Source organism: Sphingobacterium sp. GW821-FHT03E03 (assembly GCF_059420745.1).
Genome location: NZ_JBWKUH010000009.1, coordinates 132,298 through 144,923, shown reverse-complemented (window position 1 = coordinate 144,923; position 12,626 = coordinate 132,298). Strand labels below are relative to the sequence as shown.

The window sequence follows — 12,626 nt, the reverse complement described above, 5'->3', positions numbered from 1 at the left end:
CTTGGGAAATACCGAATGTGTTAGAAAACTGGAATTATTTGATCGAATAAATTTAGTTGGCAGGTTATAGTGCTTCACTTTATATTCACCATTGCTTCGCCCTTTGTTCGTACCATCTTTGGCATGCTCTAATATATTCTCTACCTATTCTCCACTGATTCCCTACATAATAAGTAGGGAATCAGTAGAGAATGAGTAGAGAAAAGTAAGGTGATAGGCGAATAAGGGGCGAAGTGTTTCCGAATGAGTTATGAAGAAACAATGAACAAGTTGCAGCAATGGTAATCGCACTAACTTCCTGCTTTCTTTGTCATTTTTCCTGAATTTCTTCGCTTGTTGTCCCACTTGTGGTCTACTATTGGCCTACAATCACCTTACTGTAGTAAGTCAATAGTAGGAAAACTGTAGGCCAATAGCAGGTGAAACTTAGAAGGATGTTAGAAAACAATAGGAAGAATGTGCTTATTTAATCGTATAGTACTTGGTTTAAATTTCTGGACAAAAAAAATATTTTGGATATGGCTATGTAATTTCTTCTGTCGGGGCAGTTCAAACATATCTCTACGCTGTACAAAATTACTGATAAATCTGTCTTCCTCATTGTTAAGAAATTCTGGATTTAATTGCGCTTTCAACATGATGAATTTCTAAATTTGATTTTTCTACGATAAAAGTTTTTAGTTGTATTTCGATATATTAATTCTTATTTTTGTTCTATATTTAATTTATTTTTAATGAAAAGAAAATTACTCTCAATCGCTGCAGCACTATGTTTTATTGCTGGAGCAAAAGCACAGACTTCTTATGGTATAAAAGCGGGTCTCAATTTTTCAAAATTAAAAGCAGCAGAAGGTAATATTAGTGAAACTTCTAACACCTCTACTAATTTTTATGTTTCTGGTTATGCGGATATGCCACTAGCAAATAATTTTAGTATTCAGCCTGGAGTTTCCTTACAAGGTAAAGGAGGTAAAGATGTTGAAGATACAAAGTTAAATTTGATGTATATTGAAGTTCCTGTCAATTTTGTATATAGCATACCTACAGGAGATGCAGGAAATGTCTTTATAGGTGCTGGTCCATATGCTGGATTTGGTATTCACGCTAAGGCAAAAAGCGGTAACGTAAGTGAAAGCGGTAGTTTTGGTGATTTTGGTGTTAAAACTTTTGACGCAGGTCTAAATGTTTTGGCTGGATTTAAACTAACTAATGGATTCCTGATTAATGGGGGATATGGTTTGGGATTGACAAACATAGCTAAAGACTCAGGGGAATCTTCAATTAAAAACCGCGTATTCTCAGTCGGTGTTGGTTACCAGTTCTAAGTAAAAAGTATAACAAACGAAAAAAGGGCTTTTCTTACGAAAGGCCCTTTTTGTTTTCAGTGACTGAAATCTATCACACTTTGATTTCTACTTCAACACCTGAAGGTAATTCAAGTTTCATCAATGCGTCAACAGTTTTAGCGTTTGATGAATAGATATCCAACAATCTTTTGTAAGCACACAATTGGAATTGCTCACGTGCTTTTTTGTTAACGTGTGGTGAACGTAATACCGTATAGATTTTTTTCTCAGTAGGCAATGGAATAGGACCACTAACAACTGCACCTGTAGGTTTTACTGTTTTTACGATTTTTTCAGCTGACTTGTCAACCAAATTGTAATCGTAAGATTTCAATTTAATTCTGATTCTTTGGCTCATTTTTATTTATTTAAAATGATTGCTAATTAGAGCTATTCACAACTAGCAATCGGTGTGTATTTTTGATTTAAGGGACAAAGATAAAAGATTATAGTCCTTCATCTTTGTCCCTTTATTCTTGAGTTCTATTATTCAACAGAACCTTTGATTTTACCTTTTGATTTTGCGATTACTTCTTCAGCAACGTTACGAGGAGCTTCTTCGAAGTGATCAAATTCCATTGTAGATGTTGCACGACCTGAAGTGATTGTACGTAATTGAGTTACGTAACCGAACATTTCAGAAAGTGGAACCAATGCTTTGATTACTTGTGCACCATTACGTGAATCCAAACCTTGCATTTGACCACGACGACGGTTTAAGTCACCCATTACATCACCCATGTTTTCTTCTGGTGTTAAAACCTCTATTTTCATAATTGGTTCCATTAACACTGGAGAACATTTAGGCAATCCTTCACGGTATGCTTGACGAGCAGCTAATTCGAAAGACAATGAATCTGAATCGACAGCGTGGAATGAACCATCAATCAAACGAACTTTCATTCCTGATAATGGGAATCCTGCTAATACACCATTTTTCATTGAAGTTTCAAATCCTTTTTGAACAGAAGGGATAAATTCTTTAGGGATTTTACCACCAACGATTTCATTAACGAATTGAAGAGGTGATTTAGTTAAATCGAAATCTTCGTCCGCTGGAGAGATAACAACTTTGATATCCGCGAATTTACCACGACCACCTGATTGTTTTTTGAATACCTCACGGTGCTCAGTAGTACCGTTGATAGACTCTTTGTATGATACTTGAGGAGCACCTTGGTTTACCTCAACTTTGAATTCACGTTTCAAACGGTCGATCAAGATCTCTAAGTGAAGCTCACCCATACCAGAGATAACTGTTTGACCAGTTTCTTCGTCAGTTTTAACAACGAATGTAGGATCTTCTTCAGCTAATTTACCAAGACCAATACCTAATCTATCTACGTCAGCTTGAGTTTTAGGCTCAATCGCTAAACCGATTACCGGCTCAGGGAAAGTCATAGACTCTAATACGATAGGTGCTTTTTCGTCACAAAGTGTATCACCAGTTTTGATGTCTTTGAAACCTACAACAGCACCGATATCACCAGCTTCGATGAAAGGGATAGGGTTTTGCTTGTTCGCGTGCATTTGGAAGATACGAGAGATACGCTCTTTGTTACCTGAACGCGTGTTCAATACATAAGAACCTGCATCTAACTTACCAGAGTAAGCACGGATGAAACACAAACGACCTACGAATGGGTCAGTCGCAATTTTGAAACCTAAAGCTGCGAAAGGCTCGTTAACAGATGGTTTACGCTCGATTTCTTCGCCAGTTTCAGGGTTAGTACCTTTTACAGCCTCTACATCAAGAGGTGAAGGCAATAATTCCATTACTAGATCCAACATGGTTTGAACACCTTTGTTTTTGAAAGATGAACCACATACCATAGGAACGATCGCATTATCTAATACGGCTTTACGTAAAGCATCTAAGATTTCGCGCTCAGTCAATGAATTTGGATCTTCGAAGAATTTCTCCATCAAAGTCTCATCATATCCAGCTACTGCTTCTAATAATTTCTCACGGTATTCAGCAACCTCGTCCACCATATCTTCAGGAATAGGAACTTCTGTAAAGGTCATCCCTTTATCATGCTCATTCCATACGATACCACGGTTGTTAATTAAATCAACAACACCTTTGAAAGTATCTTCAGCGCCGATAGGTAATTGTAAAGCGACAGCGTCAGAACCTAACATTGATTTTACTTGACCAACAACTTTTAAGAAGTCAGCTCCTGAACGGTCCATTTTATTAACGAAACCGATACGTGGAACTTTATAGTTATCTGCCAATCTCCAGTTCGTCTCTGATTGAGGCTCAACACCATCAACCGCAGAGAATAAGAATACTAATCCGTCTAATACACGTAATGAACGGTTTACCTCAACCGTGAAATCCACGTGTCCAGGAGTATCGATTACGTTTACTTGGTATTTACTACCACGGTATTGCCAGAAAACTGTAGTAGCAGCAGAAGTAATTGTAATACCACGCTCAGCCTCTTGCTCCATCCAGTCCATTGTTGAAGCACCTTCGTGAACTTCACCAATTTTATGGTTTACACCTGAGTAGTAAAGGATACGCTCAGTTGTTGTAGTTTTACCAGCATCGATGTGAGCAGCGATACCGATATTTCTAGTGAATTTTAAATCTCTTGCCATAATATTTTTAAGCAGCTGGCCTTATCGGCCTTATGTGTTTAAATGTAATGTTAAATAAGTACACCGACCTTGATAAAAGATTGTTCGTTTATCGGAGGTCGGTGTAATCATATTTTTTTGAATGTCTTCAAAATTAGAATCTGAAGTGTGAGAACGCTTTGTTAGCTTCCGCCATTTTGTGCGTATCTTCTTTCTTCTTAACAGCAGCACCTTCACCTTTAGAAGCTGAAATGATTTCTCCTGCTAATTTTTCAAACATTGTTTTTTCACCACGTTTGCGAGCGTATGAAATTAACCATTTCATACCCAAAGCGATTTTACGGTCTGGACGAACTTCCATAGGAACTTGGAAGTTAGCACCACCCACACGGCGTGATTTAACTTCAACAGCAGGCATAACGTTGTTCAAAGCTTTTTTCCAAGCTTCTAAACCGCTTTCTTGTGTTTTTTGTTCTACTAATTCTACTGCATCGTAAAAAATAGAATAAGCGATAGATTTTTTACCATCTACCATCATATTGTTTACGAAACGTGTTACCTGAACGTCGTTAAACTTTGGATCAGGTAAAATGATTCTCTTTTTCGGTTTTGATTTTCTCATTTTTCTTTCCTCCGTTTAATTATTTCTTTTTACCTTTTGTTGGAGCTGCAGCTGCTTGTCCTGGTTTAGGACGCTTAGTTCCGTATTTAGAACGACGTTGGTTACGACCTGCTACACCTGAAGTATCTAATGCACCACGGATGATGTGGTAACGCACACCTGGTAAATCCTTAACACGACCACCACGGATCAATACGATCGAGTGCTCTTGTAAGTTGTGACCTTCTCCAGGGATGTAAGCGTTGACCTCTTTACCGTTTGTTAAACGTACACGAGCTACTTTACGCATTGCTGAGTTTGGTTTTTTAGGGGTAGTAGTATATACACGTGTACATACACCTCTTCGCTGTGGACATGAGTCCAACGCTGGTGACTTACTCTTATCAACCAGAGCTACTCTACCTTTTCTAACTAATTGTTGAATAGTAGGCATTTACCTGTTTTTGTTTATAAATTTGATACCTAAATTATTTTAAGTTCGCAAAGATACTGATTTCGTTTTGAATATTAAATAGTTAGTATATAAAATTTAGATTATTTTTTTGAAAAGACCATTCATCATCCTTGCCTTTATATAGCGGTAACCAACTCTGTCTGAAATGTACTTTCAAATTACTGGCTTATCTCTCCCTCGCGAAGAATACGCATTTTATTTTCCAGTTTCCCTACAATTTTCAATCTACTGGTTTCTGAGTATATTGGAGATTTTGCTTGATTTTTCTGCCCTTTGGTAGGACATTTGTTGAAAACCAACAGGTAATTTTTAGTAGAAACAAATTAAAGTATTCAAGTTATGAAAATGAAATTAATGTATGCAATGGTATTGGCGCTGGTGACCTTCGCTTTTGTTGGATGTTCAAAAGATGATGATCCAAAACCGGTGAACTTCAAAGATCATGATATCACGGCAACAATTACCGTGTCAAAAGAATTTAAAAAGGCTGAAAATGATAATTTTGAAGTATCTATCAGCGGAATGAAAACAAACAGTGTTTTTGTGGACTGGAATGTAAATGGTGTGAAAGTGACTGATGACATAATAAAATTAGGGACCGATGATTTTAATGGAGGAAAAACTGTCATATTTAAATCATTGGAAAAGTTTCAGGTTGGTGATTTAACTATGAGTGGATTTAAATTTGGAACGACACCATTTACTGTCACCTGGAAAATTGAAGATAATGGGAAAGTAGTGGAAGAAGGTAGCAAAGTTATCGTTAAGAATGCTGATCCTCAGTTTTTGAAGATATTCAGATTTAGCGAGGTTGAATAAAAGCAACATACTTTTTTCAAAAGTAATCACAAAATAAAAAAGGAGAACTCATTCTCCTTTTTTATTTTGTGATGCTAAGACAACAACGTAAAATCTATCTGCCTTTTATCCAGATCTACTTTCTTCACGCGGATCTGAACCTCATCACCCAATTGGAATTTCTTTTTCTTCCGCTGGCCAATAATCGCATAGTTCTTCTCATCCAGTACATAGAAATCATCCGTGATATCACACAAGCGTACCATACCCTCACACTTGTTCTCCTGAATCTCCACATACATGCCCCATTCGGTCACACCTGATACAATACCCGTGTATTCGGTACCAATTTGGTCTTGTAGGAATTCCGCCTGTTTGTATTTAATAGATGCACGTTCAGCTTCAGCTGCCTTTTTCTCCATTTGTGAAGAGTGCTCCGACATTTTCTCGTAGTGCTCGGCATTGACCTTTGTCCCGCCATCCAGGTAGAACTGCAAAAGACGATGTACCATCACATCCGGATATCGACGGATAGGGGAGGTGAAATGGGTATAATAGTCAAATGCCAATCCATAATGGCTTGTTTTCTTCGTTGTATAGATTGCCTTGGCCATGGAGCGCACCGCCAGGGAGGTCAGCATATTCTGTTCCTTGCTACCTTCGATCTTGGTCATGATAGCGTTGAGGGATTTCGCAGTTTCTTTGTCTGTTTTAATGGTCAATTTGTGGCCAAAACGTGCAGCAAATTGCGAAAATGTAGTCAATGTCTCAGGGTTCGGAACATCGTGGTAACGGTATACAAATGTTAATTTGTTTTTACCACGGCCTTGCTTACCAATATATTCAGCCACTTTACGGTTGGCCAACAACATAAAGTCTTCGATCAACTTGTGGGCATCTTTACGTACTTTGGTATATACACCCGTAGGCTTGCCGTTTTCATCCAAGGTGAATTTAACCTCCTCACTTTCAAAGGCAATCGCACCATTTTTAAACTTACGTTCACGAAGGATATAAGCGAGCTCATTTAATTTTAATAGCTCATGGCTGAAATCACCGGATTTCGTCTCGATAACTTCCTGTGCTTCTTCATAGCTAAACCGTCTGTCCGAATGGATAATCGTACGGCCGAACCATTGCTCATGAATAGTCGCTTTTTCATCCATTTCGAATACTGCCGAAAAACAAAGTTTGTCTTCATGTGGGCGTAATGAACATACGCCATTGGACAAACGCTCCGGAAGCATTGGAATGACTCGGTCTACCAGATAGACTGATGTCGCGCGGTTAAATGCTTCTTTATCCAACTCGGTATCCGGAATCACAAAATGCGATACATCGGCAATATGCACACCGATCTCGTAATTGCCATTCTCCAGTTTTTGGAAAGATATGGCATCGTCAAAATCTTTAGCATCCGCAGGGTCAATCGTAAAGGTCGTGACCCCTCTGAAATCACGTCTCTTGGCAATCTCTTCCTTGCTGATTTTCTCCGTGATTTTATTGGCCTCATCTTCTACCTTCTTCGGGAATTCCAATGGAAAGCCATAATCTGCCAGGATCGCATTCATCTCGGTGTTGTTTTCACCTTTGACGCCCAGAACATGCTTGACTGTTCCTACCGGATTCTTACTACCACTTGGCCAGTCAATGATCGAGACCACGACTTTCTCTTTGTCATTGGCACCATTCAGATTGTCCAGTGGAATAAAGATATCGTGCAACATCTTGCGATCATCGGCGATAAAAAATGCGAAATTATTTGAAATGCTGATCGTTCCGGTAAAGTCGGTTTTGGCCCGTTGTAGGATTTCAATAACTTCACCTTCTTTTTTGCGGCCACCTTTTCTTTTCTCAAAAGTGTGCACCTTGACAATATCGCCATGCAGGGCTTGTCTTAGTTTACGCGGCGCAATATAAATATCGTTTTCAAATTCATCCTCAGGAATAATATAGGCGGAACCATCTGCCGTCATATCCACTTTTCCGGTGACATATACTTTAATTTGTTTCAGGTTAAATTTTCCGCGTTCTACTTCCACAAAAAGTCCGCTTCGCACATTTTCCTGTAAAATATCTGCAATGGCAACTTTGGAATCGTTGTCCGTCAGATTCAATTTGGAAGAAACTTGTTTATAGTTGAGTGGCTTGTTTCCTGATTTTTCGAAAATATCGATGATCAGTTGTGTTAATACCTCTTTATAGGGATTATCTTTTCTTGTCTTCATTCGTTTTATTATTTACTCATTCGTATTAGCCACCAAGTCATTTGTATGATCGCTAGTGTGTAAAACAGTGGTTATTAGACCCGCAGGTACAATAAACCAACTCTATGCGCAATCATTCTTCAGTATGATTATGGTGTTGATACAAGGTACAAAAAAAATCAGCATTCACCTGTACAATAGCCGAGCCAATCGGAGCGAATCCAATTCTCAAACTATAGACAGATCAAGCGAAAAATTGTTTTGAAGCTGTACGTTGTGATTTATTTTTTACAATGATTACATACACCGAGCGCGTTTACGGCAATCGCCTCCAAACTAAATCCATCGGGGATAGACACTTTTGGCAATGTAATTTCGTCCAGACAATAGACCGAGTTGCATACTCGACAGATGAAGTGCACATGTTGGTCATGATGGTCATGTTCGGAGCAGTTGGTGGAACACATGGCATAGGTAGCGGTCCCGTGTAGATCAAAGATCTTATGGATAATACCCTTTTCCTCAAAACTGGCCAATACACGATACAATGTCACACGGTCAATATCCTTACCCAATAATTTCTCCAGTTCCGGCTGGGAAATAGCCGAATCTTTCGTTGAAATAATTTCAAGCACCTTTAAGCGGGGTTGGGTGATTTTTAAACTATTTCGTTTCAGAATTTCTGGATATACAGTATTGGATTGTTCCATGGACTTATTCGTTAAATCTTAGATCAGTTACAAAAATACGGAATTTATCCGCATAAGAAAACCGATAAAGTTAAGATTATTGTCATCTTCCCCTTATCGGTTCAAAACCTATACCGAAGTATAGTCTATTTTATTTACCTGCAGCTTTAGCGTGGTCAGCCAAGAATGTCGCTAAACCGCTATCTGTCAATGGGTGTTTTAATAATGCTAACATTGCTGATAATGGACCTGTCATTACATCTGCACCGATTTTAGCACAACCTAAGATGTGTGCACTATGGCGCACAGAAGCTGCTAAGATCTGGGTTGGGTATTGGTAGTTATCGTAGATCAAACGGATATCTTCGATCAATGCCAATCCATCTGTAGAGATATCATCCAAACGGCCAATAAAAGGAGATACATAAGTAGCACCTGCTTTGGCCGCCAATAGCGCTTGACCAGCAGTGAATACCAATGTACAGTTTGTTTTAATGCCTTTTTTGCTGAAATATTTAATTGCTTTCACGCCATCTTTGATCATAGGAACTTTTACCACGATCTTGCTGTCAAGAGCTGCTAATGCTTCTCCTTCTTTGATCATTTCTTCGTAAGTTGTAGAAATAACCTCAGCACTCACGTCGCCGTCAACAATTGCACAGATTGCTTTGTAGTGGTTGATTACGTTCTCATCACCGCTGATACCTTCTTTAGCCATTAAACTTGGATTGGTCGTTACACCGTCTAATACGCCTAAGTCTTGGGCTTCCTTGATTTGCTCTAGGTTCGCTGTGTCAATAAAAAATTTCATTGTGTATGTTATTGAATGATAATTATTTGATTATTTAAATGTTCAAAATAATAGGTGCAAAGTTATTGATTATATTCCAGTATTACACATCTATTTCGATGAATTATAGCATTATTTTTGCAAAATAGAATCTCTTCCCGTTCTTTTTTGTTATACTTTTATAAGTATTATCTTTATATATGCAGGTTTTTAGGTCTCTCCATTATAGAAACTTCCGTTTACATGTAATAGGACAAGCAATTTCCCTAATGGGGACTTGGATGCAGCGGATAGCAATCAGCTGGCTGGTCTATGAACTGACAGGTTCGGTCTTCTGGTTGGGTTTCGTTCAGTTTATTTCCTTATTACCCTCCCTGGTCTTGTCTCCTTTTATCGGAAGTTTTGTTGATAAACATAAGAAGTATAAACTGGTGTTATTGACGCAGATCGGCCTGATGATACAGGCAGGTATGCTTACGTTGCTGGTTTACCTCAAATTGGAGACTGTGCTGTGGCTCTCGGTTCTTGGTCTGATACAAGGGGTCATCAACTCCTTCGATGTGCTCGGTCGACAGTCCTTGATGATGTATCTGGTTGGCGACCGTAAGGATCTGCCCAATGCCATTGCACTCAATTCGACCATCTTTAACGGTGCACGGATGCTGGGACCCGCCATCGGAGGGATCTTACTCAGTACCTATGGTGAATTGGTCTGTTTTGCATTGAATTTTATCAGTTTTGTGCCCGTTATCATTACATTGTTGATGATGAAGGTGGATGAAACCAAAGTGCAACTAAGTAAAGGTAGCAACTGGGAGGGGCTGGTCGAAGGTTTTCGCTACCTCAAACGTTCGCCGCATATCTCTTCCTTGATTATTATCATGACTTTTTCCAGTTTGATCGTCATTCCTTACACCTCACTCTTGCCTGCTATAGCAAAAGAAATGTTTCATGGGGATGAGCGTATATTTTCCTGGTTTGAAAGTGCTGCTGGATTGGGGGCCATGATCGGTGCATTTAACATGGCTCGACTGAAATCGGGAACGAATCTGCGCTATCAGGTGATGGGAGCGGCTGCACTGATGGGGCTAGCGTTGTTATTCCTAGCACATTCAAGTATGTTACAGATGGCTTTAGTCTATGTGATGCTGGTTTCCTTTGCTATGATGATGCAGAACTCCAGTATCAATACCTATATTCAGACACATGCCATACCGATCTATCGGGCACGGGCTATTTCGTATTATGTCATGGCCTTTCAGGGTATATTTCCAATAGGTACACTCATGATTGGTTCCCTCGCAAGTTACTGTGGTCTCCGAACTACCTTATATCTGATGGGTGGACTGGGAATAGTTATTGCGCTGCTCTATTATACCTACCTGCGGATGCATATCCATAAGCGGCTTTTTAAACTGTAGTATTGAGTAGTTAATATTGCGCATTGAGATTTTCGGAGTACCAACCGAGGACTTACTTACTCTTTATTTTTCGGTCCCGCAAGCGTAATGTTTGTTTCGCATAATCAATGACGGCGCCATAGTCGGCAAAAATATCACCCCCTAATACCCCAATGACCGGGTCAAGTTCCATTTGCCCGTAGGCATAATTGATGGAACTAAGGTCCAATACTGCGGTTTTTAATTTATTGATTAGCCATGTGCCGATATGCAGGCTGGGGATTTCCATTGTAAAACTCTCCATGGAGTTGGTGCCGAGACCAGTTGATAGGGTTTCCGATGGTTCCAACAGCAACTGATCTTCCAGAAGATGCGCCATTTGGGTTTTATCAAATACGGTTTTAGATGCTCCCGTATCGATGACCATTTTAAAGCTGCGTTCATATAGTGTTACATCAACGAGAATATGTGTTCCTTGCCCCTGAAGATCTAAGATTTGAAAAGGTACTGTTGTCATATTCCCAAACATAACCAAAAATTTAATTAAAAAAAAAGTTTGGGTAGCCTTATCTTCCTGTGAAAGTAAAATCTTTTTTGCAACATGAAAAAAGGCCGTTATTTAGAATAACAGCCTTTCCTCTCGTTAGTTTATGTTGATTACAATACCTTTATCTCTTTCAATACATTATTCATGGTACGTACGGCATCAGCACTTTTGCTGAATTTTTCCTTATCTTCCTCATCCAGTTGTAATGGAATAATACGGTCCCAGCCTTTTTTGTTAATGACAACCGGAACACCGAGATTAATATCCTCCTGACCAAATTCACCTTCGAGGTAAACAGAAGCGGTAAATAATTTACCTTGATCACGTACAATACTTTCTACCACTGCGGCAGTAGCGGCACCAGGAGCATACCAGGCCGACGTACCGATGAGGCTCGTTAATGTTGCTCCACCTACCATGGTCTTATGGACAATCTCTGCCTGCTCCTCAGCTGTAAGAAAATTACTGACCGGAATGCTGTTCCACGTGGAGTGCTTTATCAGTGGAATCATAGTTGTATCACCGTGGCCACCAATGACAATGGCATTGAGATCTGCGGCCGATGCATTTAATTTTTCACTCAGTTGATATTTGAAGCGTGCTGAATCCAATGTGCCTCCCATTCCGATAATCCTATTTTTAGGCAAACCACTTGATTTGAGCGCGAGGTAGGTCATCGTATCCATTGGGTTGGAGACAATGACAATAATGATATCCGGAGAGTGTTTTACTAAATTCTCTACAACCGATTTGACAATATTTGCATTTGTCCCGATCAATTCCTCGCGGGTCATTCCCGGTTTGCGGGGAATACCCGAGGTGATGACAGCAACAGTAGAGCCCGCGGTGGACAGATAATCATTGGTTACACCTTTGATTTTGGATTCAAAACCCAGTAGGGCTGCGGTTTGAGCCATATCTTGCGCTTTTCCTTCTGCAAATCCTTCCTTGATATCCAATAATACAATCTCCTCGGCGACATTTCGACGGATTAAATTGTCTGCTGTAGTTGCTCCTACAGCTCCAGCACCAACAATAGTTACTTTCATATGTAAATTATTTGTTTGTTTATGGCCATATGGAATATCCAGTCCATTTTCACTAATGCTTGTACTGTTTTTTGACATGGATATTTCATGAGCATTTATGTGGATTAGTAAATAATGCTTGAATTTAACGAATTA

Annotated in this window: 12 protein-coding genes; 3 read left to right on the top strand and 9 right to left on the bottom strand. The window is 39.3% G+C overall.

All coding sequences use genetic code 11. The annotated features are described in order from the left end of the window. Positions 1-734: 734 nt before the first annotated feature. Positions 735-1,325: a porin family protein gene (locus AC07UV_RS12675; protein WP_495184022.1), complete on the top strand. Its 591-nt coding sequence runs from the start codon at positions 735-737 to the stop codon at positions 1,323-1,325. A 73-nt stretch (positions 1,326-1,398) separates the two neighbouring features. Here AC07UV_RS12675 and rpsJ read toward each other — a convergent pair whose 3' ends face one another. The 4 genes from rpsJ to rpsL all read right to left on the bottom strand — a co-directional run bounded on the left by rpsJ (position 1,399) and on the right by rpsL (position 4,990). Continuing rightward, on the bottom strand, positions 1,399-1,704 hold the full coding sequence (gene rpsJ / locus AC07UV_RS12670; RefSeq protein ID WP_028070501.1) for a 30S ribosomal protein S10: 306 nt from the start codon (positions 1,702-1,704) through the stop codon (positions 1,399-1,401). A 128-nt stretch (positions 1,705-1,832) separates the two neighbouring features. After that, on the bottom strand, positions 1,833-3,956 hold the full coding sequence (fusA, locus tag AC07UV_RS12665; RefSeq protein WP_495184021.1) for an elongation factor G: 2,124 nt from the start codon (positions 3,954-3,956) through the stop codon (positions 1,833-1,835). Between the two features lie 133 nt (positions 3,957-4,089). Then, complete coding sequence (gene rpsG / locus AC07UV_RS12660; RefSeq protein ID WP_046671863.1) at positions 4,090-4,557, bottom strand: 30S ribosomal protein S7; 468 nt, start codon at positions 4,555-4,557, stop codon at positions 4,090-4,092. A 19-nt stretch (positions 4,558-4,576) separates the two neighbouring features. Next, a complete protein-coding gene (rpsL, locus tag AC07UV_RS12655) occupies positions 4,577-4,990 on the bottom strand; it encodes a 30S ribosomal protein S12 (protein ID WP_100340149.1) in 414 nt (137 codons plus the stop codon). A gap of 360 nt (positions 4,991-5,350) precedes the next feature. On the opposite strand from rpsL, the gene AC07UV_RS12650 reads away from it, so the two are divergent. Then, positions 5,351-5,830: a hypothetical protein gene (locus AC07UV_RS12650; protein ID WP_495184020.1), complete on the top strand. Its 480-nt coding sequence runs from the start codon at positions 5,351-5,353 to the stop codon at positions 5,828-5,830. A gap of 74 nt (positions 5,831-5,904) precedes the next feature. Here the strand turns inward: AC07UV_RS12650 and rnr are convergent, their stop codons facing one another. From rnr to fsa, 3 genes are all read right to left on the bottom strand, one after another. Further along, complete coding sequence (rnr, locus tag AC07UV_RS12645) at positions 5,905-8,037, bottom strand: ribonuclease R (protein ID WP_495184019.1); 2,133 nt, start codon at positions 8,035-8,037, stop codon at positions 5,905-5,907. 260 nt (positions 8,038-8,297) lie between these two features. Further along, a complete protein-coding gene (locus AC07UV_RS12640; RefSeq protein ID WP_120262141.1) occupies positions 8,298-8,726 on the bottom strand; it encodes a Fur family transcriptional regulator in 429 nt (142 codons plus the stop codon). A 130-nt stretch (positions 8,727-8,856) separates the two neighbouring features. After that, the gene (gene fsa / locus AC07UV_RS12635) at positions 8,857-9,516 is read right to left on the bottom strand and encodes a fructose-6-phosphate aldolase (RefSeq protein ID WP_120262140.1); all 660 of its coding nucleotides are present in this window, start codon (positions 9,514-9,516) and stop codon (positions 8,857-8,859) included. A gap of 179 nt (positions 9,517-9,695) precedes the next feature. On the opposite strand from fsa, the gene AC07UV_RS12630 reads away from it, so the two are divergent. Continuing rightward, complete coding sequence (locus AC07UV_RS12630; protein ID WP_282252550.1) at positions 9,696-10,916, top strand: MFS transporter; 1,221 nt, start codon at positions 9,696-9,698, stop codon at positions 10,914-10,916. A 52-nt stretch (positions 10,917-10,968) separates the two neighbouring features. Here AC07UV_RS12630 and AC07UV_RS12625 read toward each other — a convergent pair whose 3' ends face one another. Both AC07UV_RS12625 and AC07UV_RS12620 read right to left on the bottom strand, forming a co-directional pair. Further along, positions 10,969-11,424, bottom strand: a complete 456-nt coding sequence (locus tag AC07UV_RS12625; protein ID WP_495184018.1) for an aspartyl protease family protein — start codon at positions 11,422-11,424, stop codon at positions 10,969-10,971. A gap of 128 nt (positions 11,425-11,552) precedes the next feature. Continuing rightward, positions 11,553-12,491 carry a malate dehydrogenase gene (locus AC07UV_RS12620; RefSeq protein ID WP_120262138.1) on the bottom strand — a complete coding sequence of 313 codons (939 nt, stop codon included), beginning with the start codon at positions 12,489-12,491 and terminating at the stop codon, positions 11,553-11,555. Positions 12,492-12,626 lie beyond the last annotated feature (135 nt).

Coding starts and splice junctions, on each gene's coding strand:
- AC07UV_RS12675 (WP_495184022.1), top strand. CDS start 735: ATGAAAAGAAAATTACTCTCAATCGCTGCAGCACTATGTTTTATTGCT.
- rpsJ (WP_028070501.1), bottom strand. CDS start 1,704: ATGAGCCAAAGAATCAGAATTAAATTGAAATCTTACGATTACAATTTG.
- fusA (WP_495184021.1), bottom strand. CDS start 3,956: ATGGCAAGAGATTTAAAATTCACTAGAAATATCGGTATCGCTGCTCAC.
- rpsG (WP_046671863.1), bottom strand. CDS start 4,557: ATGAGAAAATCAAAACCGAAAAAGAGAATCATTTTACCTGATCCAAAG.
- rpsL (WP_100340149.1), bottom strand. CDS start 4,990: ATGCCTACTATTCAACAATTAGTTAGAAAAGGTAGAGTAGCTCTGGTT.
- AC07UV_RS12650 (WP_495184020.1), top strand. CDS start 5,351: ATGAAAATGAAATTAATGTATGCAATGGTATTGGCGCTGGTGACCTTC.
- rnr (WP_495184019.1), bottom strand. CDS start 8,037: ATGAAGACAAGAAAAGATAATCCCTATAAAGAGGTATTAACACAACTG.
- AC07UV_RS12640 (WP_120262141.1), bottom strand. CDS start 8,726: ATGGAACAATCCAATACTGTATATCCAGAAATTCTGAAACGAAATAGT.
- fsa (WP_120262140.1), bottom strand. CDS start 9,516: ATGAAATTTTTTATTGACACAGCGAACCTAGAGCAAATCAAGGAAGCC.
- AC07UV_RS12630 (WP_282252550.1), top strand. CDS start 9,696: ATGCAGGTTTTTAGGTCTCTCCATTATAGAAACTTCCGTTTACATGTA.
- AC07UV_RS12625 (WP_495184018.1), bottom strand. CDS start 11,424: ATGTTTGGGAATATGACAACAGTACCTTTTCAAATCTTAGATCTTCAG.
- AC07UV_RS12620 (WP_120262138.1), bottom strand. CDS start 12,491: ATGAAAGTAACTATTGTTGGTGCTGGAGCTGTAGGAGCAACTACAGCA.